Below are 25258 nucleotides of genomic sequence, written 5' to 3' on the forward strand. Positions count from 1 at the left end.
TACTATCATAGTATGATTTCACCTAAAAATAAGGAGGTTATTATTATGAAATATTATGTTGTTGATGCATTTGCTGAAAAGGTGTTTGAAGGAAATCCAGCTGGTGTATGTATCATGAAGGAATGGCTACCTGATGAAACCATGCAAAAAATCGCCATTGAGAATAATCTTTCTGAAACAGCATTCGCTGTAAAGGATGGAGACAGTTATAACTTAAGATGGTTTACGCCTGGAAAAGAGGTTGATCTTTGTGGTCATGCCACTTTGGCAACAACTTATGTAATTGCCAATTATTACGAAAAAAATGTAGACAAAATCAATTTTCAAACAATAATTGGTGAGCTTATTGTTGTAAAAAAAGGTGATCTTTACGAAATGAATTTTCCAAGCAGAATGCCTGAACCATTTTCATTGACAGAGCAAATGATTGAAGCTCTTGGTGTAAAGCCTTTGGAAGCCTATCTAGGAAGAGATTTAATGTTTGTGCTTGAAAATGCAGAAGATGTTCAAAACGCATCACCTGATTTTTCTAAGCTAGAAAAACTTCCGGATGGTATGGGGGTTTTAATTACTGCCAAAGGTAAAAAGTACGATTTTGTTTCAAGATGTTTTTTTCCTAAGATTAAAGTTAACGAAGACCCTGTATGCGGTTCAGCCCATTGTAATTTTATTCCTTATTGGGCAAAACACCTTGGAAAAGATGAAATGGTAGCAAGACAACTTTCTAATCGTGGTGGAACATTATACTGCAAATATTGTGGAGACAGAGTAACTATCAGCGGCTCAGCTGCTTTGTATTCTATAGCTGATATTAAAATAAATTAGAAGAAGAGGTTTGCATATTATGAGAATAGAACAAAAAATTAAAGAATTAGGCATTAAACTTCCTGAACTATCTACTCCCAATGCAATGTATGTACCTGTAAAGCAGTTAGGAAATGCTCTATTTGTATCAGGGCAGGCACCCCTTGTTAATGGAGAACCTGCTTATACAGGAAAAGTTGGTGAATAAAGAACATTAGAGGAAGCAGAAAAGGCAGCTAAACTCTGCACTATCAATATGCTAACAGCAGTTAAGGAGTACCTTGGTGATTTAGATCGTGTTGTAAATGTAGTTAAAGTTCAAGCTTTTGTTAACAGTACAGTTGGATTTACTCAGCAGCATATTGTTGTAAATGCAGCTTCTCAATTATTGTATGATGTGTTCGGCGATGCAGGACGTCATGCTCGTACAGCAGTTGGTACAAACCAGCTTCCACTGGATATTACTGTCGAAATTGAAGCTATTTTTGAAATCGAAACAAATAAATAATAATATATAAACAAATCACATCATGGATATAAGTTCCATGATGTGACCTGTTTTCATTCTATTAGTAATTAGTGAATATAATAGACTTGACTAATATACCTTATATCTGATCCAACCTAGCCATAATTGACATTGTTACAATACCTACAATAGTTGTGCCTGTAGTTTTTCCATATATTCATACCCCATAGAGATCCGGTGAACTTATTACCATCTATCATAATGTACTCTTTCTTTATTAGATCTATCTGCTGGCTCCTTTTTTTCATCTGGATATCCTATAGGTATTACAGATAAAGGAGTTATACCTTCTGGTAAATTTAGAATTTCTTTTATTCCATCTACTCTCTCTTTTATTGGATAAACACCTAACCATACTGCACCTAATCCTTTATCTTGTGCTTCTATTAATATGTTCTCTGTAGCTGCTGAACAATCTTGTATCCAAAAATCATCTACCAATTCTTTTGATTTATCTCCACAAACTACAATTGCAACATCTGCCTCTAATAACATCTTTGAATATTCATGCACCTTAGTTATCTTTTTCATAGTCTCTTTATCTCTTAAGACTATAAATTGCCAAGGTTGTTCATTTACAGCAGAAGGTGCTGCCATTCCTGCTCTTAATAATTCTTCAACAATATCATCACTTATCTTTTTATCCTTGTATTTTCTTATACTTCTTCTCTTTAATATAGCATTCATTTATAATTCCCCCTAATTCTTATTTTAAATACTTTATACTATTGTTATGTGAATTAAAATTACTAACAATTATATGATATTTTGTATTATAATACCAAAAATGTTTTATGTAAAGTATTTGCATATAATTTATATCTAAAATACTAAAAGAACAAAGACATATATTGCTAGAAAAACGGGTCACTTAATGGTAAAAATATAAGTATCATAATAATATAGGTTATTTGTTCACAATCCTCAGGACCCTTTACGAAATCTTAGTAGATCTTGCTTCAAAAACAGTAAGTTCCTAGATTATTTTATAGCATTATTATATTCAAAATAAAAACTAGCCTAATATTAATATACTAAGCTAGTATTACTTTAAAATAAGAATACTCCATTTAGGAATTGTATATATCTGTGTAGTAATAATAAAAAGTATTTCTATTTATCTTACATATGGTAAGGTATTTTTAAATAATCCATCATCATGTGATTTATCATTATTCCCATTTGAAAAATCGAATAGCTATACTAGTACATATTACCATAAGGGTAATCATCACAATGATTGGCGTCATTACACTATCTACAGTCAAGCCAAGTGAAGACGCTTTTAAAAGCTTTATTCCTTGCGCTAAGGGTAGTATATTGGAACACTTTTGAAGTGCCCTTGGCATAATTTCATAAGGTAGCGTTGCTCCTGAAAAAATCAACATAGGGAAATATAATATACTCGCTAAAACACTTGCTATCTTTAAATTTGGAGCAATTCCGCCCACCATAAGCCCTATACTAAACATAGAACCCATTACTAAGAAATAAGAAGCTAAAAACTGGATCCAAGAACCATTTAATCGAAAACCAAAGAAAATTACTGCAGCAGCATAAACAAGTATAAGTGAAACAATAGCGTAAAATGCATAAATTACTACCTGCACTATTAAAATCATAGCTGGGCTTATAGGTGTTACTTTAAACCTTTTTAGAATTTTTTTATGACGATAATCGGATACCACCAGTGGTAATCCCATGACACCACCTGCACATATTGCAATTGTAGTAATAGCTCCAAATGATTGCTCTAAAAAAGTATATTCCGCACCATTAAATGCTGATTTATCTCCATAGATTATACCAATAAGGATTGTTACCACTACTGGCATGCAAATTGCAAAAATAAACATATCCATTCCTCTCAGTGATAATTTCAGCTCTGTTTTCAACATTTTTCTAAATGCTCTCATTAATTATCTCCCCTCTCATCTGTATACCATAAATATGCTTCTTCAAATTTTTCATATGGGCTTTTTGCAATTGCTTCCTGCACTGTTCCATAGAAAATGCTTTCTCCTTTTTTAAGAATACAAATCCTATCACACAATACTTCTACCTCATCCATGAAATGTGAAGTTAAAAAGATAGTAAGTCCTTTCTTTTTTAAATCTAAAAGTCCTTCCCATACTTCTCTCCTTGCTCTAGTGTCAAGTCCTGTAGTCAGTTCATCTAAAAACACAACTTTTGGGTTAGGAATTAAAGCAAGTATAATAAATAGCCGCTGCTTTTGTCCGCCTGATAGCTCACTGACTTGACTTTTACATTTATCTGAAAGGCTAAACTGTTTTAGCAATTCTTCATAATCTGCTGGCTGTTTGTAAAGAGCTTGTGTAACTTCGCAAAGTTCTGCTACTGTTAGTTTGTCTTGATAGTTTGATTCTTGAAATTGGACTCCAACTCTCTGATATAATTCCTTTCTCTGTGTTTGTGGATTCATTCCTAAAATAGAAATTGAGCCGCTATCAAATTTTTTCGTACCTAAAACACATTCAATGGTGGTACTTTTTCCTGCTCCATTAGCGCCAAGTAATCCAAATACTTCTCCACTTTTAACGGATATGCTAACCTTATTTACAGCTTGTATATTTCCGTATGATTTGCATAAGGCATGAATTTTAACTGTTTCCATGTCTAAAAACCTCCTATTCTTTTAATACATAAAAAAGAATAACACCAGAATAAAGTCTGGTGTTATACTGTAGGATTTACATTAAATTTTTCCTGCATGGCTTTTAGCTGACTTAAAACACAATTTGCATTTAACTCCGCATTACTTAGTGAAGTAAGAAGCTCATCACATACTGTTACAATATCTTCATCAGTTTTTGGGGTATCAATAACTTCTCGTATATCGATTTCTGAATTATTAGATAGCTCACTTACCATGCGCAAAATTGCTGCAAGAGAATAATTTGCACAACGTAAAGAACGTATTATCTTCAATAATTGAATATCATTTTTAGTGTATACCCGATATCCATTTTGTTTTCTTTTCACAGAAAATAACCCATTCATCTCCCAATTTCTTAACGTGTCTATGGTAATGTTCAAGTAATCTGCAGTTTGTTTTCTTGTGAAAGCTATATTATCTTCTGTTTCCTGTATACCAGAGAGTAATTTTTTTGTAATTTCTATTGCCTCTTCTGCATTTTTTTGTTCTATTTCGACTTGATCTATATAGTTGTTAGTAGATACAATTGCCTTTTGGAATTCACCTTGGGAAGATAATTTAATAATATTAATCATATTTTTCCTAAGACCACTTTGCAGCACCTCCACTTTAAGCGCTGTCCTAGCCAGCTTAAATTGTGCAATATGAAAATCTGAGAAAACTCGATATCCATTGGATAATCTTTGAGGTTTAGGTATCAATTCTAGTTTTTCATACAATCTCACTGTATTAGGATGTATACCTATTATCTTTGCTACCTGTGCTGTCTTATATCCATTTTCCATAACATTCTTACCTCCGTTTATCCCTATCATAATGCATATTTAAAGTCTGGTGTCTTAGTGTATAGTTTATTATTAATAATTTCTTGATATCAAATTTTATGAATTATTCAACAGGAAGTTTTGAAAGCATTTCTGCCACATTGAAATACATTTGTTCAATTCTGTTTCGATCATATTTCATTCCACAAACTTCAATATGATCTGTATTATCAAATTCACCAAGATAATTCCATGTACCCTTTACTGCAGTTCCGCTATAATCAACTATTTGGTCTGATGAACCGACCTTAGGATTTGTAGCTGATATTACACTCACAACGCCATCATTTCTCCACCAGCTTTTATCTATAGGAACTTCACCACTCTTATTGTTTGTATACCTCCCCATAAATATGGAACTTTTTACAAGAATAGGATTCATATTTTTATTTGGCACTTGAAAATGAGTCAATCTATCTTCATGAGTATTTACACATGCAATTGAAAAATAATTGATATCACTTTGTGCCTTAACATAAGAATTAAATTCCTGAGCTCCTTCTGGCGACAAATCCCAAACACTTAAATCCTTGGTTTTCTTCCAAATTGCACTTTTAATTACTCTATTGTTGTAGGCTAAACGTGATTCACCAGGTTTTCTTTTAAGACCCCACTGATCTAATTGAAAATCGTAATTTAAGTCATCCAAATCAACCTTCTTGCCTTTTATTGCGGCAATAGCTGCAACAAATTGATGTGTAAGAGGCTCAATACCATATTTTATATGTGCTTCCTGACTTCCATCATGTGGAGTAGCAATAGATGTAATACTTGATACCCATGATTTGCCGCCAGTAAAAAGGGAATTGATACTTCCGTCTGTGGTAAATGCTAATTCATCAGGATCTCCATTTTCCAAAAGCTGTGCCAATAAACGGATTGTCTGTCCTCCCATACTGTGTCCAATTAGATGAATTTTTCTAGTATTTCCAGATGAATCTTTTGTTCCAATTTGTTTGTACACGCCTGGATAACTACGTCCGTATCTTGCATGTCCACATTTTTTAGAATGTGATTCACCATAATCAACTGTGCCGCCTACAATATATGTATACAGCTCACATGCCCTATCCCAGTTACTTGAAACAGGTCCGATAGATGGAGAATATACAGTATAACCCTTCTCGGTAAGCTTTTGAGTCAGACTTTCTTTACCTCCCCAGTAATAGAGACCGGCTCCTTCATTGCTTCCCCAACCAAAGCATCCATGTACCATAACTATGGGATAATCATTTCCAACTACTGTAGCATCACTGTTATCAGCAGCTTTTACAGTAGAAGTTGAGGTAAAACCAAAAACTATACAGATGATAATAATAGACGCCATAATCCTTTTAAAATAAGATCTTTTCATACCTATGCTCCTTTACATTATAAATTCTGTAGCCAGCAGCTAGGCTATAACTTATTTTGATTAAGTTAATAGTAACTTTTAATTGGAGTATCCTAATGTTAATTATTCTTAACAGGACATTAGAGAAGGTTAGTTCGTTCATTTTTTACAGAGCATTACATTAATTGCATTGTTACAAGAGCTTGTCCCATCGTCTTAAGTATCACATGCTGCTTACTCAGATGTTGCATCTCTAATGATAGCCCACAATAAGGTATTTTCATTAGATAAAACCTGATTATATGATGCTTTAGTCAGTATTTTTGCTTAGGATATTCCTTTTCTGATTCATTAATCTTTTCTATAGAGAGGTAGTGATATCATCAAGAATAAGGTTACTAATAAACTTTTCCCTCTTTCTCTTTGATAACACTTTAACCGCGTTATGATTGCCTTAAAATTCACCTCCTTTTTGGCATACACATGGCTAACTTTCTTTCTGCTAGTGCTTTATTGGTTCCATATAATGCTTATATTTATCCGATGACTACCCGCTCTAATACTCCCATCGCACTCTGTGAAAGCGATTCGCACCAAATCGAAGATTTGGACTCTCTGCTTTTCTTTAAAGTGGGAGTAAAGAGCGGATACGTCCCTGGATAACGACTTCTAAGGAGTAAAACGCCTAAGAAGTCTGTTAATAAGATTCAGAGAGAGTAAAAACTCACTCTGAAGCCAGAACTCTGTTTATTACCTAAATCCACAAATGGCTGTTAGCTACAAAAAATCACTTATCTCTATAGAAAAGAAATAGCCTATAATTTTAGTAACTTATTCTTTTGCTTGTCCATATCGTAATTATGTTAAAATTATGGTATGGTTCACAGTATTTTATTAGTGGAGTTAATGTCTCCGTTATAGCATAACTGTTATATTACAGTCAATCTTATGTAGTGACTATAGTAAGCCTAAAATTCTAAATAGCCAAAAAAATCTTCCTTTTTTTAACTATTACAGTATTTTCCTATTTATCCCAAAATAAAAAAGCGGAGAGCATCTAGCTTCTCCGCTGGGAACAATAGCTTTAATTCGGTCATACTTTTTTCCTTCTTGTAAACATCAACTTAAATTACATTTGTTAATGATTATATTTATAATATATTGATTTTATTTTTTATCAAGTATTATTGATGGCGAAAAGCCCTAAATAGTAAATAAAAACATTCCCAAAAATGATAATACTAAATAAAAGATTGCTTCGTGCTTGATGACAACTGAAGATGATGTTATTTCATCTTTTTCGTTGCTATTTTTTTTCAAGATGATGTGGAAGAATGCTTTAAAGATGAAATATCCGATAATAGCTCCTAGGGTGTTCATAATTAAATCATCTGTCGTTGTGGTTCGACTTTGAGTGAACAATTGACTTAACTCAATACATAAGGATAACAAAAAACCCGACAAGGCAACCTTTTTAATTGTTCGAAATTGTTTCCAAATCAATGGTAACAAAAATCCTAATGGTATCGTCATTATAATATTCAAAACATAGGGCATGATTACCTCAGAACTAGAGAATGGAACTAAATAAATTCGATCAAATTCAGATGTAGATGCGGTAACAAACCTTTGCACATCCCAAATTGTTCCTATACCTGTTACGCCATAAACAGCTCCCAGATACAATAAAAAAATAAATACCCATAGAAGATGCTTACGGGAAACTCCTCCTTCCCTCTTCTTAGCCCTTAGATAAAATCCTTTTTGAAATACAATACATAAAATACATATGCGAATAATGTTAATTAAATAATCAGTATGAACAACATACATAATACATGTACGAATATAGGCAATTAAATATCTAATTATTAACACAATAGTCCTCCTTGTTGTTGAATCAAAATTTAATTATTGGCATGATTATAATATCAACAAGAATTTAAGAATAAGTGAATACAATCTTAAGATTTTCTGAATTTCACTACCTGAAGAAATGCATCTTATCTCCTACTTTTTTATTTTGTAGTGATTTCGTTACAAACCTTCTCTATCTTATTTACAGCTGCACTAGCTCCTCCAGCTTTTTGTAAGCTTTTAGAAATCACTTCTGCATTTTTTTTATAGGATACATCATTTAATACTTGTAAAACAGTTTCTCGAATACTATTTACAGCATCTGACTTTAATCTTTTTCCAGCATTTAGTTCTGCTACTCGATTTGCCACCATAGCTTGTTCACTGTGTAATGGAAATAAAACTGATGGCACACCAAAATATAAACTTTCGCTTATGCTGTTCATTCCACAATGAGTAATAAACACATCAGTCTGTTGTAAAACTTTTAATTGTTCAACTTTGGGATAAACTTTAAAATTATCTGGTAACTTACCCAAGCTAAAAATATCTGCCTTCTCTCCAACAGACATAATAACTTGACAATTCACATGAGCTAATGCCATAATACAATTTTTATAAAAATGTCTATTTTGATTCAATACGGTTCCTAATGAAATGTAAATCAGCGGATATTTCTTTTTAATTTGTTCAACTTCTGGAACTCGAAAAGAAGGTCCTACAAAAGCATACTTATCTGAAAATGTTTCTACCATAGGCTGAAATTCTTTAGATGTATAAACAATTGTATCAGTATCGTTGTCATTTTGGATAATACTTATAAAATTTTTTACATTATAACCTTTTTCCTGGAGCAGCTTTATCTTTTTATTAATTCTTGGAATACCTATAAACATACGAAACATTTCTTTTAAACCTTGTTTTATTAGCTTTGCAGTATATTTATTCATTGCGAAGGTCGTAGTAGAGCAAATATATGGTACATTTAATTTTATTGCAAATAATTTTCCCCAAATACATATAGAATCTGATACTATACAATGTGGTTGAAATTCTTTAAGATCTCTACATACCTTTTCATCTAGACTCATAGTCATATCTGCTGCCATCTCTATAAGGGATGCAAAATCCTTTCCTACTTTCTTTTCTATATCCGGTGTAAGTTCTGGCAAATAGTTATCACATGGAATAAATTTTGCACCTGCAGTTTCAATCTTCTCCTGAAATTCATAAAATGAATAATACCAAACTTCATGACCACGTTTTACTAATTCATCTACTACTGCTATAGTAGGATTAGTGTGCCCATGAGCTGGGATACTAAAAAATACTATTTTACTCATCATGTTCTCCTTCAGACTCACTAAATTTTTTTATTTCTTTGGCAAAAATAAGTGAATCTTCTTCCGATTCTGATGGATAAATCTCCCGCGCTTTACCTGCAAAAATTGCATCAGCAATCTTTGAAAAAATCTCATACCGTTCAATTGCAATACCTTTTTTAGCATCTGCAAGCAAAATTAAAGTATCTCCTGAAGAAATATTAAACATATCTCTCACTTCCTTTGGAATAACAATCTGCCCCTTTGGACCTACCTTCACAGAACCCATATATTTATCTTCCGAAGCTTTTTTATTCATATTAATCTTCCTTTCAGTATTACTTGTTATACTAGTTATACTTAACATACTCTTATATGAATATTTTGTCAATATAACTAACTTTAATATTACTAAATAAAAATATACTATTGCAAAAAACTCCTAGACTATTGTTTAGGAGTTTATAACATATATTTGAAAGCAAGTAACTAGAACCGTCCCTTTGATTTTTTTGCGATAAGGTGGAGTTTTTTAGCTAGGCATTTTCTGCTTTTTAAACTTTTCATGCATTTTAAGTCTTATATTTATAAATTGTATTCGCAATTTGTTCATGTCCTCCGGGTGGATTCCAAAAAATGACTATAGTGTCAACGAAGGTCGTTTTCTAGTTGCTACACAAATTTATCAATCACATAGTAGTCATTTTGTATTTACAAATCCTCTCTATTTTTTTAAAAAAACGACTAGGCTGTTAACATTCTAAAATTTGAACTTATTCTTTGCTTAAAACCCTTTGAGGGAACAAAATTCTCAAATGTATAAGTATTACTCTATCATATATTATATACATTCCTTTTTGCAGGATTCAAATAATCCAGTAATAAACAAAGCAGACAAAAAACTACACTTACAATTAACAAACTTATCTCAATAATCCCCGATGCATTCTACTGACCTATTCTACCATACGTCTTTTCTATATAAAATGAGTTAATTATTCCTTCCTTACAAAATAAAAAAAATATCCTTAGATATTTAAATACAACATAACTAAAGATATTCTACTGATTCAAGTTTTCTTAATTCTTCATCATTTATTAGCACTCAAATTTAATTTATTTATTACTCAATTACACTACATTATTGTTTAATTTTTCACTAATTTTATTTAATTGATTCCTATATAAGTCAATATAACTATCACATTCTGTAATTAATTTTTCATGATCCCCCATTCCAACAATTTCTCCATTATCCATAACTATTATATTAGGGCAATACAATATTGAACTTATACGATGTGCTACAGTTATTATTGTATATTTCCTTTTTAATTGATTTAATAGACTCATAATCTCTACTTCTGATTTACTATCTAAATCAGAAGTAATTTCATCTAAAATCATAATCTTGGGATTTCTTAATATTGCTCTTGCAATAGCTAATTTTTGTTTTTGTCCTCCTGATAAGATAACCCCATCCTTACCTAAGATAGTATTATATTTATCAGGTAAAGTATCTATAAAAGAGTGCAATCCTACTAGCTTACAGGCTTCTATTTTATAAGACTCTGACAAATTCTCATTGGAGAGAGATAGATTAAAATCTATTGTTCCTTGAAAAATATGAGGTTGCTGAGGAATATAACTTATTTTTTTCCTGAGCCAATCTATATCTATATCCCTTACATTATAATTATCAAATAAAATCTCTCCTTTGTAATCATCTAAAAAGTTTGATACAATATTTAATAATGTTGTTTTACCACACCCATTTCTACCAACTATAACATAGAAATCATTATTTTTTATATCTAAATTAATATTTTTTAATATTCCTAATTTAGAATAATAAGAAAAACTTAAATCAACAATCTCTATATTGCCACTTAACTCAGGACAAAACTTTGTTTTATACTGAGTTTCATCTGGTAAATTAGTTAATTCCTCTATCCTTTTTAAAGATACAAATATATTTTGGGTTTTTACGATAAATTTAGATATCTGAGATATAGAAAGAGTAACTCTTGAATTGAAAGAATTAAATGCTATTAAAGTCCCTACACTCAACGTTTTATTTATAATCATCCATGATGCTACTAATAAAATTAGCCATTCACCTGATGATGAAATTATAGAACTAATAAAATTTATTATAGTTGAAATGATTGTCTTTTTCCCTTCATTTTCTCTTATATCACTCAATATTTCTTTATATTTGTTTTTATATAATCCTTCCATTCCTAATGATTTTATCTCTTCAATAGCAGATAATGTTTCTTGAGTAATTGAGAAATAATTATCACCTAACAATTTTCCCTTTAAAATATATTTTCTCAATTTATTACTTAAAATTTTTGATAGAAGTACAGTTATAGGAAAAATTATTAAAGAAATTGTGGTTAAAGTTGGTGAAAGCCTAATTATTAAGTATAAACTTACAATTAATGTAACAATTGAAATAAATAAATTAATAAGGTCTTCTGTGATAAATTCAGCTAAACATACTGTATCTCTTTCTATCTTTGATAATATTTCTCCATTGCAAATCTTATCAAATTCTTTTTTCTTCAAGTATAATATTTTATCATAAATTTCACTTTTAAAATGTATAACTATATCTTGATTAATATAAGTATGTAATACTGTTTCAATTATACTTAGTATAGATGTAAATAGAAATATCAAAATAATTAAAATTATTGTATTTAATACTTTTTTAAAGTCACCAGCTATTGTATAATCTATCGAATGACCAAATAAATACATAGGAATTAGATTAACTAAATTACTTGTAGCTGTTGCAATATATAATAATATTATTCTAAACTTATGTTTTTTTAAATAAAACAATGTTTTTTCTTTTAATAATTTTTTTTCATCCATATTATAGTGCATACTTTCTCCTTCTTATTATTTAATATGAAGTATTACTTTTAAAAAGTAATACTTCAATATTAAATAATATTTATAAATTATAAGTCTATTTAAAAATACTTACCTTACAAAGAATACTTGTACAATTATTAGGGAAAATTAATCATAAACTCCAATTATATTATACACTTTTATACTATTAATTATTAACGTGCAGATCCTAGGCAATCTGATTTACATGGTCCTAAGCAATCGCTTGTACATCTTCCCAAACAGCTATCTTTACATGGTCCTAAACAGTCTGAACACCATCCATATTGAGGTCCCTCATTTATATTTATAGCTTTTTGATTTAATTTCATATTTCTTTCCTCCAATATCTTATAATTTTATACTAATGATTATTAAAGTGCAGATCCCCTGCAATTTGCTTTACATGGTCCTGTACAACCATCTGCACATCTTCCCGTACAGTCTGATTTACATGGTCCTAAACAATCGGAACACCACCATTTAATTTGGTGTACCCCATTTACAGTTTTTTGATTTAACCTCATATCTTGTTCCCCCTCTCATTTTATTAAGTTATTTTTATTAATATATATTAATATATAACTTGCATTGTAAAAATATCTTTATCCTCTACTCATTATCTATTACTATTGTCTTATTCTCAAAATCTACAGCATACTTATGTCTATCCTCTAAATTTAATTTATATTTTTCGCAACTTCTATCCCACCAAATACCGAATTTTTTTCTAGTTTCAGTTAAATCATTTATTAACTTATTATAAAACCAATTTTGTTCATCTATTTCTAATCTAGCATCAGATAATGTTGCTGCTAGTGCATTTAATGATGCTAATCTTTCAAATAGCATTTGAACCTCATCTCTTTCGCTTTCTAAAATTTTTGTTTCTATACTCATAAAACTACCCCCTACGTATTAGCTTTTTTAATTAATATTACATATGCTTTTTATATATCTAATATTACATATGGTTTTTATACATCTCTACATCATATGGTTGATAAGGCCTATCTTTTAAAAAAGTACTTATCGGATCATCAAAATTATTATTTATTGTAGACTCAATAAAATTCTTATCTAATTCTTTCATTCTTTCATAAAGATTATACGTTATTTCTTTTTCTATTAATGATATTTTACACTGTATGTACGATGGCGTATTATACTCATTAGTAAATTTTTTATTTAAAAATACACATCTATCACAATGATTTACATCGCATTCTTTACAAATTGGCGCTTTATCTAATTCAAAAAGCTTATTTTCATTTTTATAAATTCCAGTTTTTAAATCACCAATATAACTTTCTTTATCCTCAAAATAAAATTTGGCACATGGATAGATTTTTCCCTCTGGAGATAAGGCATAGGATTTTTCTCCTGCATCACAGCAATCCTTTTTGGAGTTAAATAAATCATCAGTTATCTTATTCATTTCTTTAACTTGTCCAGTTTCTTTGTATAAATCAAATATATAATCCGATATCTTAGCAAGCTCTTCTTTATACTTTTCAATTGGAAAATTTCTATCATTATATTTGATATTTAAATTAATTCTATTGCAATATTCAAATAATGTTTTTGAATATTGATACAAATATTGAATATCATCTACATTAATATTTAAAATACATGAATCTTGCTTAGTGATATTGCCAATTGTTTTCGGAGTAACAACTTGAAATTTTTGATGATTATTATTAACATTCTTATTATATGATGAATAAATCTCTATTCTCTCATAATAAGAATACTTATTTATATCATAGAAATTATTTTCATTCTTTGAATTTAGTATAACTGGTGTAAAATAATTTTCTTCTGTAAACTTTAACCCATCTTTTAGTACATCTTCTCTCATAAAATTTTCATTATCTGAAGATTCATAATTACAATGTTCTACACAATTATCATCCATAATGAAATATAAAAATTTACTTTTAGTTCCAGCTAACGGTCTCTTAATATTATACTCATCTCTAAGTCTTCCCCAATAATATTCATTCGCTCTATATCTAGCTTTATGCATCTTACAGATATATTTAACTCTTTTATAGTTTGTTTCACAATTTGTTTCATCATAACAGTGACCCTGACACCATGAACATCCATCAGCAATTTCACAATCTGCACATTCAACATCAGATTGAGTTAATAATGATAAGCCTACAAATGGTCTTATCTTATCAAAATCCAATCCCTCTTCAACATTACCAATCACATAGCCATTTTTATTTTCTAATGAATAAGCTGAATATCTCAAACATGGGTAAAAATTTCCTTTCCCATCTACCGCAAGCATCATTCCGGCTCCGCATCTATTACGATTTTTATTCTCTTCGCTTACAGGTCTCCCTATAAAATCCTCAAATAAAGTTGTATTGTATTCATTCCATAACTTATTTTCTATTATATAATCTGCTAATTGTTTAAGTTGCTCTTCAAATATTAAATCATCATTCTCTTTCCATACATCTTCAAATACAACATTAGCTGGAACGTCTTTTATACCTAACTTCCATAAATGGATTATACTTTCTTTTAAGTATTTCAGGTCATCACTACCAAAAGTCACTTTTGTTGCTGCATATGGAAAATCAGCTAACCATAATGGAATATTTTTTACTACATCATCATAAGAGCCCTTACCATTTGGATAAATTCTTTGAAGATCATGTTTGTTCTTAGTGCCATCAATTGTTACTGTAGCCCCACATTTAGTTTTATTTTTTGCTATAAATTTTCTAACTCTTGGATCATCATATGATATTCCATTTGTTGTGAAATTAATTCTATTCATAGCAAACCATTCGTGATCTTTTTTATATGTTTGAAGTCTTATATAATCAGTTATTTGATCCATTAATTCTATTTCCAACAAAGGTTCTCCACCTATAAAGTCCCAAACCACTCCTGGCGCTGAAAATATTTCTCTATTATCTAAAATATAATCTACAATTTTTTTAGCAGTTGCAAAATCCATCCTATTTTCACCATTTTTATGGACCTGATAGCAATATTTGCAACGCAAATTACAGCCTTCAGTAACAATAAATGTTATATTATGAGCTCTTCCGCTCATCCAATTCGGGGTTCCTCCTCCAAGCTTATAATCTTTGCTAACCATATCTAAATTCCTCCAAATTTTTATTTTGTGCTTAGTTGTATTCAAACTACAATACATTTATATCACGATATGTAAAATATGTCAATATTTTACTTTTTCGTTTTTAAAATACTTGTATTTATGTCTCCCGACAGGCTGTGCGAAAACCCCTTAAATAATGATATGATATAAAAGCATTACAAAAGATAAAGGTGGAAATAAATGAACTATACAGAAATCAAATGCAAATGGAATGTTTAGAAGAATTTGTTGAACAAGAAAATGAAGTTAGAATTATAGATAAAATAGTTGATACTTTCAAAAATAAATAGAGAAATACTTTGGCTTCTTAAAGGAATTCAGCCTAAATACAGAGTTATAGCTGATTTTAGAAAAGATAATGCAGAAGCATTGCATAATGTATTTGAGTCTTTTGTTGATCTTTGTATTAAACTTGGATTATATGGTAAAGAATTAATTGCTGTAGATGGGACAAAAATAGAAGCTTCAGCATCTAAAAGAAAACATTATAGTAAAAACAAATTATCTAAAATGAAGGAAAGAATAAAAAATAAGATAAACGAATATATGGATGATTTAGACAAAAATGATTTTATTGAAGAGAGTGAAGATATAAAACTGAATAAAGAAAAATTAGAAAAATCTATAGAATTTCTTAAAAAGAAAAAGGTTTCTTATGAGGAACTTGAAAAAAAATTAGAAGTTGATAGTATTGAAATTCTAACTGATAAGGGATATTTTCATATAATTTACAAAAGTATCAACAAAACAATATAGTTCCTTACGTTTCTAAACCTGTATATTCAAATAGCATAAATACTCTTTGCTAATAAATAGCATTAAATGAGCAAATAATATAAAATTGATACAAAACTAGCAAAAATCAGAAGATAGACTTCTGATTTTTTTACTAAACCTTCTAAAAAATTTACTTTTAACACAACCTGCCGGGGACTCTTCCAGAAAACAAGTGTAGTGGCAACGGAGGTCGTTTTCTGGCTGCTAAACAATATCATCACTTATCTTTTTATCCTTGTATTTTCTTATACTTCTTCTCTTTAATATAGTAGTATTTGTTTATAATTCCAAAATTATTCTGTGTAGAGTATTCACCCATAATTTATATGTAAAATACTAAAAGACAAGGACATATATTACTAAAAAAACAGTTCACTTCACTAAGAAATACTAATTTATTTTCTTAAAATATATACTAAAGAATATTAATTAACTACTTTTTAAACAAATATTTTTCTTAATGAATATTAATAAAATAAAAAGTACTCCTTAATTTTAGAAGTACTTTTTATTATTATGTTCACGATCCCCAGGGATTCTTCCGAAATCTTAGTTGAGCCTGCTTTAATTTTAGTAACTTATGCTTTTGCTTATCCATATCGTAATTATATTCAAATTATGGTATGGTTCACAGTATTTTATTAGTTGAGTTAATGTCTTCGTTATAGCATAATTGTTATATTACAGTCAATCTTATTGAGTGACTATAGTAAGCCTAAAATTCCAAATAGGTAAAAAAATCTTCCTTTTTTACCTATCACATCATTTTCCTATTGTCAAACAAAAGCCCTTGAGTGTAAATAAATACCTCAAGAGCTTTAAAATATTATCATTACCATATTTATTTTTTAAAATTTACGTTAATTTCTTCTCCTAAATATACCTTAGTGAAAGATGGTTCTGTCTTACTTATTATCTTCCCACCTCTTATAGAGTAACAAACAGGAACTTGACGTCTTATAGCATCATAGCCATTTTCGGCTGGTAAAATTATAAGATTACCAGGCTTACCTACTTCTATACCATACTTATTTTCTATATTTAAAGTTTTTGCTGAATTAGTTGTTATGAATTTAATAGAATCATCTATCTCATTATACCCCATAATTTGACACACATGTAATCCAAAATGCAACACTTGAAGCATATTACCAGTTCCAAGTGGATACCATGAATCAAAAATATCATCATGTCCAAAACAAACATTAATATTAGCATCCTTTAATTCTTTTACTCTAGTAACTCCTCTACGCTTTGGATATGTATCAAACCTTCCTTGTAAATGTGTATTTACAAGAGGATTTGCAACAAAATTTATATCAGACATTTTTAAAAGTCTAAACAATTTATATGTATAAGCATTGTTATAAGAATGCATAGCTGTAGTATGACTAGCTGTAACTTTATTTTTCATTGCCGTTTCTAATGCCCTAGTAGCTACAGTTTCTAAAAATCTTGATTGTTCATCGTCAATTTCATCACAATGAATATCTATTAATGCATGATATTTTTCTGCAAGTTCAAATATTTTATTAATTGATTCTACTCCATATTCTCTAGTAAATTCAAAATGTGGTATAGCTCCAACTACATCAGCTCCTAATTTTAAAGCCTCTTCTAAAAGTTCTAAGCCTCTTGGATAAGATAAAATTCCTTCTTGAGGGAAAGCTACTATTTGTATATCCACATAGTCTTTCATTTCTTCTTTAACTTCTAACATAGCTTTTAGTGCTAATAATGATTCATCCGTTGTATCAATGTGAGTTCTAACATGTTGTACACCATTAGCTATTTGCCAGCTTAATGCCTTTTTAGCTCTTTGTTTCACATCTTCTTTTGTTAAAAATGCTTTTCTTTCAGACCATCTTTGTATTCCTTCAAACAAAGTTCCACTTTCATTCCACTTTGGTTCTCCTGCTGTAAGAGTTGTATCTAAATGAACATGGGGTTCTATAAAAGGTGGAAGAGCCAGATTACCTTTTCCATCTATAATTTCCTCATCTTTATATGCTTCTAAATTATTTTTTATTTCTTTAAATATACCATTTTCAATTCTTATATCAACTAATTCATTTTTATCTGTAAGTTTAACATTTTTTATTAACATATATTCACCCTCTTATTAATATCACTAAAAAATCATCTTAATATTAAGCAACGTACTCATCACACTGTACATTTTTTTGTGTTTTTTCTTTGATAGCTTTTTCTAATATAATATGTATTACTCCTGTTATAATTAATGAATTTATTGACGGAATTCCTACAGTTAAATATTTTCCAGCTAATATTCCTAATATACAAGCTCCTATAGCTTTATAATTTATCACTTTAAAATTAGCTTCTTTAAGACTTTCATATTTTCTTTTTCTTACAAAGAAATAGTCAGCTATTATTATTCCTCCAACTGCTGGAATCATTGCTCCTAATAAACTTAAAAAACTTACAAAATTATTATATAACCATAGAGCACCTATAGTACCTAGTATTCCATTAAAAATTACCACCTTACTTTTAGGAATTCTTGTTATATTTGAAATTCCAAGTCCTGATGTATATATAGCATTGTCATTGGTTGTCCATATGTTTAATCCTAATGCTAATATTGCTGGTATTATAAGTCCTTGTGATATCATAACATCTGATATATCTGAATATCCTGTGGCCATTGCCCCTATAGCTCCAAATAAAAACATTAATGAATTACCTATGAAAAAAGCTACTACTGTTGTCGTTACTGCAATCTTTTTATTTTTTGCAAATCTTACAAAGTCTGGTGTTGTACTTCCTCCACTTATAAAAGATCCTACACATAAAGTTACTCCTGTAACCAATCCCATTTTTCCTTTCGGTGCTATATTTAATAATTGTGAAGCGTCTCCTATTGCGTTTATAGCTTTAAACATTGATGTACATCCTAACAATGTTATGGCTGGCACTGCTATTATACTTAATATAGTTAAAGATTTCATTCCAAAATATGCTGTTGAAGTCATTAATAATCCTGATATTGCTACTAATAAATATATATTTATTCCTGTTATTTTGCTTACTGGTATTGCAAACATAGCAACCCCAACTCCAAACCATCCTATTTGAGTAAAACTTGTTAAAAAAGATGGTAAATATGCTCCCTTTTCTCCAAAAGAATATCTTGCTAATAAATGCATTGAAAGTCCTGTATCTGCTCCTATATATGCCAGTGCTCCTGTATAAATTGCTAATATTAAATTTCCTAAAAATACAGCTAAAGCAAAATCTTTTATTGATAGTGCTACTCCTAATTTTCCACCTGTGAGCATACTAGCTGAGAAAAATGTAAAACCTAGCATAACTGCAAACATTGAAATAAATCCTTTCTTGTCCTTTTCCTTTACTGATTCAAATGAATAATCTTTGTCTACATGTTGTTTTTTACTCATAAATCTTCCTCCTTTTTTAAGGAGAACTAGTACAATTCTTCATTCAAGGTTGATTTTGATTAATAAAAAAGACCTTTTATATTTCTATAAAAGGTCTTAAAAATCACCATATCAATCATAAACTTATAAATTGGTAATTTAAGCCTATAAATCTATACGACCTTATTAGTCTCTCTGGACTAATCTTAAAGGTACTAATTCTCTTTTCATAAAATAATATCATGATTTACATGTCAAGTCAATAAATAGTATTCTTGAATAGTAACAGTTCTATTATTTCATCTATCTACTATAAAACTAGCATCTCAGACGTTATGATTTAATCTTGATTTTTTATATAATCCTTAATTTAATCCTCTTACTGGTTTTGACATATCTGAATCTCCGTCTATAACAACTGGATTTGGCTCTTTAGATTTTTTATTTTGATTAGTTTCCTTAGACCCAGAACGTTTTTCAGTTTCTTTCTTAGCCATAATATATCCACCTCTTCTCATTTAGATTTCTATATTATTTTTTACAATAGGTTTTTTTTAATACATCTATATAAAATTTCATAATAACTTGTGCATCAATGTAAAAATAGCGGAAAATTCAATATTTCCGCTATTTTTTCTCTTCAATATTAATAACCTTTATTTAGCTAAAAAATCAATTTTCCTGCCTTATAGCCTTCAGGCAATTCTTCTTCAGTTAAAAATTTAAAATTGTCATCACGTAGTATTGGTAAAAATGCTTCATATGGAATAGTAGGGAATTCACAGCCATAATTACTTGCTCCAAACCACTTACCTTCTTTACTACTCAAATTTAAATCTCTAGCAAACTTTGTATGATTTGAACAGTCATGAATTACTAAATCCCAGTTTTCTTCATCGGCTATCTTCATGAATTTTAAAGTTAATTCCCTGCTCCAAATTGGAGATATGTAGCCATGTCTTGAGATATACATATTTTCCCCATAATAATTATCTATGTTGTTTTCATTTAAATGCAGTTCTGCACAATTTATAAAATCAAGGTTTGTCCCTAAGATTGCTTGCTTTTTCTTAAAAAAGGCTTCAAAAAACTCTGGAGTCATTGGAGTTTCAATGCCTACATTTTTAATATATTTTTTTGCTATCTTAATATTTTCAATAACTTTATCTGAACAATTAGATGCGCCCAAGTTGAAACGTATCTCGTCAAGACCAGCTTCACCTAATGCTTTCAATGTCTCTTCTGTAGCTAAAGTACCATTTGTATATAAATGTTGATAAACTTGAGCATCCCTAAATTTCTTTATAACTGAATAATATTTTTCAATTTCCATAAATGGCTCTAAATAAACGTAGGAAACGCCAGTAGGTTTTTTGTGGATAGAAAGAAGTAAGTCAATATCCTTTTCATAAAATTTTGTACCTCCGATTTCCCACATGCCTTCCCCAATAGGAAACATATCATCTAGTTCTCCATAATTATAACAGAACTTACACTCTGCATTACATTTATTTGTTTTTCTAATTGCACTCAAACCGGTTCCCAACAAGCAAGAACGACATCCTTTTGGGAATTTGCTTTCATTTCCCACAAAAAGAGTTCTATTTTCTAAGGTTTTTAAATTTTTAATTTCTGACATCAACATATCATTTCTATGATTAATTGCTGCCTCAATTTGTGCAAAGGTAGCATAAATGATTTCTTGTTGTTTTGGCATAACTTCTTCTTCTTCTGGCAACATGGCAAAAAATTCAAACCATATCAACGCATCTTTCTTTGAAATTTTCATAATGTATCCTCCTCTAATTACAATCTAAATCTTGTTGCTGTATTGTTTCACATACTCTTCTTCTAAAGACAAACTCACTCCACATGTTACCTTTTGGGATATATTGCCCAGAACATTTTGCTATATTTATATGTTTCCACACAGGAAAGCCCTCGAATATGTGTACATACACCCAAGGGCCTCAAATCATTGATATTACTAACAACCTAAAACTTGATAGTGTTAATAAATTTGAATCTATTATATGTATAATAAAATAGTTTACCACCAACTCTAAAAAAACAATAGCAAATACATGATTTTTATACTTTTAAATTATGTGCATCCTTGATATTATTTACTTAGTTTCACTACAGTTTCCACATGTGTCCGAACAAACTTTTTCGGCATTTTTGTCCACGTCTAATTCTACCACATCTTCACCTTTTAGTGAATGACTCATACCAGAAATTTAATTGTTCTTCTAAATCAGTACTTACTATATATATCTTATCTCCATCTTTATCAGCCATAGATATGGAATTAACTTTATATTCATTTATTCTAGTTTCTAAAGTATTTCCTGGATTTTTTATATTGCCTGAATAAAAAACATATGTAACTGCATCTTTTCTTGTTTGATGACTTAATAATGCTTCATAGGCTCTAAACTAAATCTTCTTAAGTCTATTTTTCCTTTATTAATAATAATAACATTATTATATTCAAAATAAAAACTAGCCTAATATTAATATACTAAGCTAGTATTACTTTAAAATAAGATCACTCCATTTAGGAATTGTCTCTCTTTTCTATTTTATCGTTACCCTTAATTAGAACCCAATCATAAATTCTAATACTAGACCAATCAGTAACCTTTTGCCCACACTTGTTAAATGTAATTTTTTCACCTTTAAGATCATTGAATCTCAATAATTCTATTGTTGAATAAAAAATTTTTTTAATTTATCTTTTCCTTCTTCATTTGATAAAAAATAATCATCCATTAATGTACCATTATCGAAATGCAATATTCTAGTACAAGTCTTACAAATAAATTCATAGTCATGAGTAACTAAAAATATAAGCTTTCCTTCATTTCTAAGTTTCTCTATAAGTTTTGAAACTCTAATCATACTATCATAGTCTAATCCACTTGTTGGTTCATCAAATATTAAAATTTCTCTTTTACTTACAATACTTGTTGCAACAGCAAGCCTTTGTTTTTGACCTCCTGATAAGGTATTGGGATGATTATCTTTATATTCATAAAGTCCTAGAGATTTAAGTACTTGAAACACTTCTTCTCTATTAAAATTTTTTATTCCAAAACAACATTCTTCTTCAACTTTTTCTGCAAAAAGCTGATAATTAACATCCTGCATAACTAAATAACACTTTTTTAGACGTTGTTTATCTGTAAGTTCTTTGTCATTTATAATAATTTTTCCATCATAGTCTTTGTGTAATCCACATAAAGCTTTTGAAAATGTTGTTTTTCCTGCTCCATTATGACCTATAATTCCTATACATTCACCTCTAGATGCAGTTATATCAAAACCTTTTTTAATAATCTGTTTTTTTCCATATCTTAAAATCATATTTCTTATTGTTAAATAGTTATTTTTTTCTAATTGTTCTTTCCTAATTGGTTCAACTTTGCTTAGGTCTAATGCCCTTAATCCTTTATTTTCTCTTTCCTTAGCAGAAAGTTTTAAAAAAGCCTCTTGAGAATATATAGACTTTATTTCTCCCTTTTCTATATAACAAATAATATCTGCTAAATCCTTTAAATAATATAATCGATGCTCTGTTATAATAATTGTTTTTCCTTTACTTTTTAGAAAGGTTAATAAGTCTTTTAAATCATTAATTCCATCGCTATCTAGATTAGAAGATGGTTCATCTAAAACATAAATATCCGGATTCATAGCATAAATAGAGGCAAAGGCTATCTTTTGCTTTTCTCCTCCTGATAACTGAAAAATACTTCTATTTTTTAATTTTTCTATTTTAAAATCACAAAATGCCTTATCTACAATTGGTCTTAATTTTTCTTCTGAAACTGAAAGATTTTCAATACCAAAAGCAATTTCACTATCTGTATCTGTATTAAAAAACTGAGTATTAGGATTTTGAAATACAGACCCTACTTTTTCTGATATTTTATAAATTGGAAGATTTGAAATTAATTTACCATCAATTTCTACAACTCCACTTAAATCTCCTTGATAAAAATCTGGTATAAGGCCATTTAAAAGACGTGTATTACTTGTCTTTCCGCAACCACTTCTTCCACATAAAACTATACATTGACCTTCTTTTATTTTAAGATTAATATTTTTTATGGAAGGCTCTTCCTTTCCTTTATACTTAAATGAAACCTCTTTAAAATTTATCAAAAAATCCATCTCCCTACATTAATACTTCTAAAACAATAACTATGGCCATTAAACTAATAGATAAGCAATCACAAAATTTCATTTTCATTTTTACCATACATGTTCTTGGATTTGGATTTTCAATTCCTCTTGTTATAGCTGCTGCAGATAGTTCATCTGAAACTTTAGAAGCTGACATAAGCATTGGAACATATATACATTCAATAGTATCTGATGGACTTTTTAAGAATCCACAAAATGTAGGACTCACATCTCTCATTCTCATTGAATCTTTTATATTCTTCCAATCTTCAAATACTACTGGAAAATACCTAATCATAACTGTTAGTGGAATAATCACTTTTTTGGATACCCTCATCTTGTTTAGAGCTCCCATAAATTCACTAACTTTTGTTGTAGAAATCATAATACTTGCTAATAATGCACATGGTAATATCATCTTTAGAAATTGTGAAAATGTCACTATCATAAGAGCCAATGTTCCCATTAAATATTTTCCAGCCAAATATTCTATTAATATAAGACAAAAATATCCAAGTGATATCTTTACTGGAGATTTATATGCACCACATAAAAAACCAAAAATTAAATAAAAAATTATAAGACTTATTTTCATTTGAATACTAAATGCAAGAAATATTGCCACATTTCCTAATATCATTAAAATAATCTTTGTTCGAGGATCAATTTTTAAAACACCTTTTTCCCCTTTATTTTCTAATGTAATATAATTAATCATGCCACTATTCCTGCTTTTCTAAACTGCTTTCTTAATAATTTTTTCCCTATTAAACCACTTATAACAGCGCAAATAATTGTACCTATGATAATAGCTGGCAACATCCAACTCTGACCAGTTGAAACCATTGTATCAAAATACGCTGGATTTGCTGTACTGTTCTTTTGCATATAAGCCAAATAATTCTTTTGATCTAAAAAAAACATGGCATATGATGTTGTATTAGCTAACATAAATAATGAATAACCTATTATTGTAAGTTTAAAATTTTTATATTTCCCACTTGCTGTAATAATATCTGCAATGATTCCTAAAACCATAAACCCAACAACCATGCTCCAGTGCATACCAGTTATAAACATAAAGATTCCCACTAAAATTCCTAAAATCGTGATACTGCCTTTCTTTGGAACTTTGGCAGATAAAAGTAAATACACTGGACCTGGAAGCAATGCTGCACCTAATGGCATAAGAAAGGTTAAAACAGGATTGGTTGCAAAAAATACTCCTCCTAAAAGCATAAACACGGTAAAAATTGTAGAGAAAATTCCTGTGGTTACCATATCCTTCACAGTTAATTTCTTTGCCTTACTTAATTGTTTTGACATAAGTATTCCCCCTAAAATATTGAGTTAGTTAATTTAGTTCTATACCTATACTCTAATTGACATTTTATAAAATAGGTTTTAGACTTAAATTAAATCAATTTAATTATGTATAATTTATATTTTTAGTATATACTACAATGATGTTATTGAGAATGCACA

At 29.5% G+C, this 25258-nt stretch carries 23 protein-coding genes and 3 pseudogenes; 3 read left to right on the top strand and 23 right to left on the bottom strand.

Going from position 1 to position 25258, the window contains the following annotated elements; translation table 11 throughout:
* The first annotated feature begins 45 nt into the window (after positions 1–45).
* The gene (locus tag ACYUEW_RS05625) at positions 46–825 is read left to right on the top strand and encodes a PhzF family phenazine biosynthesis protein (protein ID WP_460276376.1); all 780 of its coding nucleotides are present in this window, start codon (positions 46–48) and stop codon (positions 823–825) included.
* 19 nt (positions 826–844) lie between these two features.
* Positions 845–1312 (top strand): annotated as a pseudogene (locus tag ACYUEW_RS05630) (RidA family protein).
* A gap of 207 nt (positions 1313–1519) precedes the next feature.
* On the opposite strand, the gene ACYUEW_RS05635 reads toward ACYUEW_RS05630, so the two are convergent.
* The 14 genes and pseudogenes from ACYUEW_RS05635 to ACYUEW_RS05700 form a co-directional block, all read right to left on the bottom strand.
* On the bottom strand, positions 1520–2020 hold the full coding sequence (locus ACYUEW_RS05635) for a nitroreductase family protein (RefSeq protein ID WP_003485549.1): 501 nt from the start codon (positions 2018–2020) through the stop codon (positions 1520–1522).
* Positions 2021–2505: 485 nt separating this feature from the next.
* Positions 2506–3249: an ABC transporter permease gene (locus ACYUEW_RS05640; protein WP_460276377.1), complete on the bottom strand. Its 744-nt coding sequence runs from the start codon at positions 3247–3249 to the stop codon at positions 2506–2508.
* Positions 3249–3968, bottom strand: coding sequence for an ABC transporter ATP-binding protein (locus ACYUEW_RS05645; RefSeq protein WP_460276378.1), 720 nt, complete (start codon positions 3966–3968; stop codon positions 3249–3251). The genes ACYUEW_RS05640 and ACYUEW_RS05645 overlap by 1 nt, the downstream gene beginning before the upstream one ends.
* Before the next feature lie 62 nt (positions 3969–4030).
* On the bottom strand, positions 4031–4795 hold the full coding sequence (locus ACYUEW_RS05650) for a MerR family transcriptional regulator (RefSeq protein WP_460276423.1): 765 nt from the start codon (positions 4793–4795) through the stop codon (positions 4031–4033).
* A 103-nt stretch (positions 4796–4898) separates the two neighbouring features.
* Positions 4899–6188, bottom strand: coding sequence for an esterase/lipase family protein (locus tag ACYUEW_RS05655; protein ID WP_043031980.1), 1290 nt, complete (start codon positions 6186–6188; stop codon positions 4899–4901).
* A gap of 1182 nt (positions 6189–7370) precedes the next feature.
* Positions 7371–8000, bottom strand: coding sequence for a VanZ family protein (locus tag ACYUEW_RS05660; RefSeq protein WP_460276424.1), 630 nt, complete (start codon positions 7998–8000; stop codon positions 7371–7373).
* A gap of 185 nt (positions 8001–8185) precedes the next feature.
* Positions 8186–9367, bottom strand: a complete 1182-nt coding sequence (locus ACYUEW_RS05665) for a macrolide family glycosyltransferase (protein WP_460276379.1) — start codon at positions 9365–9367, stop codon at positions 8186–8188.
* Positions 9360–9665 (bottom strand): AbrB/MazE/SpoVT family DNA-binding domain-containing protein, encoded by a 306-nt coding sequence (locus ACYUEW_RS05670; RefSeq protein ID WP_042384877.1) that lies wholly within the window; start codon positions 9663–9665, stop codon positions 9360–9362. Before ACYUEW_RS05670 ends, ACYUEW_RS05665 begins: the two co-directional genes overlap by 8 nt.
* A gap of 812 nt (positions 9666–10477) precedes the next feature.
* A complete protein-coding gene (locus ACYUEW_RS05675; RefSeq protein WP_431732582.1) occupies positions 10478–11398 on the bottom strand; it encodes an ATP-binding cassette domain-containing protein in 921 nt (306 codons plus the stop codon).
* Positions 11387–12244: pseudogene (locus ACYUEW_RS05680) on the bottom strand (ABC transporter transmembrane domain-containing protein); the annotation flags it as partial. The gene ACYUEW_RS05675 and the pseudogene ACYUEW_RS05680, both read right to left, overlap by 12 nt.
* A gap of 185 nt (positions 12245–12429) precedes the next feature.
* Positions 12430–12585: a hypothetical protein gene (locus ACYUEW_RS05685; protein WP_003485531.1), complete on the bottom strand. Its 156-nt coding sequence runs from the start codon at positions 12583–12585 to the stop codon at positions 12430–12432.
* A 42-nt stretch (positions 12586–12627) separates the two neighbouring features.
* A complete protein-coding gene (locus ACYUEW_RS05690; protein ID WP_460276380.1) occupies positions 12628–12780 on the bottom strand; it encodes a hypothetical protein in 153 nt (50 codons plus the stop codon).
* Positions 12781–12865: 85 nt separating this feature from the next.
* On the bottom strand, positions 12866–13153 hold the full coding sequence (locus tag ACYUEW_RS05695; protein WP_003485526.1) for a CXXX repeat peptide modification system protein: 288 nt from the start codon (positions 13151–13153) through the stop codon (positions 12866–12868).
* 64 nt (positions 13154–13217) lie between these two features.
* Entirely contained in the window at positions 13218–15383 is a 2166-nt protein-coding gene (locus tag ACYUEW_RS05700) for a radical SAM peptide maturase, CXXX-repeat target family (RefSeq protein WP_042384874.1), read from the bottom strand.
* A gap of 288 nt (positions 15384–15671) precedes the next feature.
* Here ACYUEW_RS05700 and ACYUEW_RS05705 point away from each other — a divergent pair, with 288 nt between their 5' ends.
* Entirely contained in the window at positions 15672–16160 is a 489-nt protein-coding gene (locus ACYUEW_RS05705; RefSeq protein WP_460276381.1) for a transposase, read from the top strand.
* A gap of 862 nt (positions 16161–17022) precedes the next feature.
* Here ACYUEW_RS05705 and ACYUEW_RS05710 read toward each other — a convergent pair.
* The 9 genes and pseudogenes from ACYUEW_RS05710 to ACYUEW_RS05750 all read right to left on the bottom strand — a co-directional run bounded on the left by ACYUEW_RS05710 (position 17023) and on the right by ACYUEW_RS05750 (position 25099).
* Positions 17023–18288, bottom strand: a complete 1266-nt coding sequence (locus tag ACYUEW_RS05710; RefSeq protein WP_460276382.1) for a cytosine deaminase — start codon at positions 18286–18288, stop codon at positions 17023–17025.
* 43 nt (positions 18289–18331) lie between these two features.
* Entirely contained in the window at positions 18332–19603 is a 1272-nt protein-coding gene (gene codB / locus ACYUEW_RS05715) for a cytosine permease (RefSeq protein WP_460276383.1), read from the bottom strand.
* Between the two features lie 344 nt (positions 19604–19947).
* Complete coding sequence (locus tag ACYUEW_RS05720) at positions 19948–20079, bottom strand: hypothetical protein (RefSeq protein WP_003402039.1); 132 nt, start codon at positions 20077–20079, stop codon at positions 19948–19950.
* Between the two features lie 167 nt (positions 20080–20246).
* Positions 20247–21371: a radical SAM protein gene (locus tag ACYUEW_RS05725; RefSeq protein ID WP_460276384.1), complete on the bottom strand. Its 1125-nt coding sequence runs from the start codon at positions 21369–21371 to the stop codon at positions 20247–20249.
* Positions 21372–21384: 13 nt separating this feature from the next.
* Positions 21385–21513 carry a hypothetical protein gene (locus ACYUEW_RS05730; protein ID WP_460276385.1) on the bottom strand — a complete coding sequence of 43 codons (129 nt, stop codon included), beginning with the start codon at positions 21511–21513 and terminating at the stop codon, positions 21385–21387.
* Between the two features lie 340 nt (positions 21514–21853).
* Positions 21854–22062, bottom strand: a pseudogene (locus tag ACYUEW_RS05735) (hypothetical protein); the annotation flags it as partial.
* 226 nt (positions 22063–22288) lie between these two features.
* Positions 22289–23752 (bottom strand): ABC transporter ATP-binding protein, encoded by a 1464-nt coding sequence (locus ACYUEW_RS05740; RefSeq protein ID WP_460276386.1) that lies wholly within the window; start codon positions 23750–23752, stop codon positions 22289–22291.
* 13 nt (positions 23753–23765) lie between these two features.
* Entirely contained in the window at positions 23766–24491 is a 726-nt protein-coding gene (locus tag ACYUEW_RS05745) for an energy-coupling factor transporter transmembrane component T (protein WP_460276387.1), read from the bottom strand.
* Positions 24488–25099 (bottom strand): MptD family putative ECF transporter S component, encoded by a 612-nt coding sequence (locus ACYUEW_RS05750; protein WP_460276389.1) that lies wholly within the window; start codon positions 25097–25099, stop codon positions 24488–24490. Before ACYUEW_RS05750 ends, ACYUEW_RS05745 begins: the two co-directional genes overlap by 4 nt.
* Positions 25100–25258: the final 159 nt, after the last annotated feature.

It is taken from the genome of Clostridium sp. CTA-1, assembly GCF_054768215.1.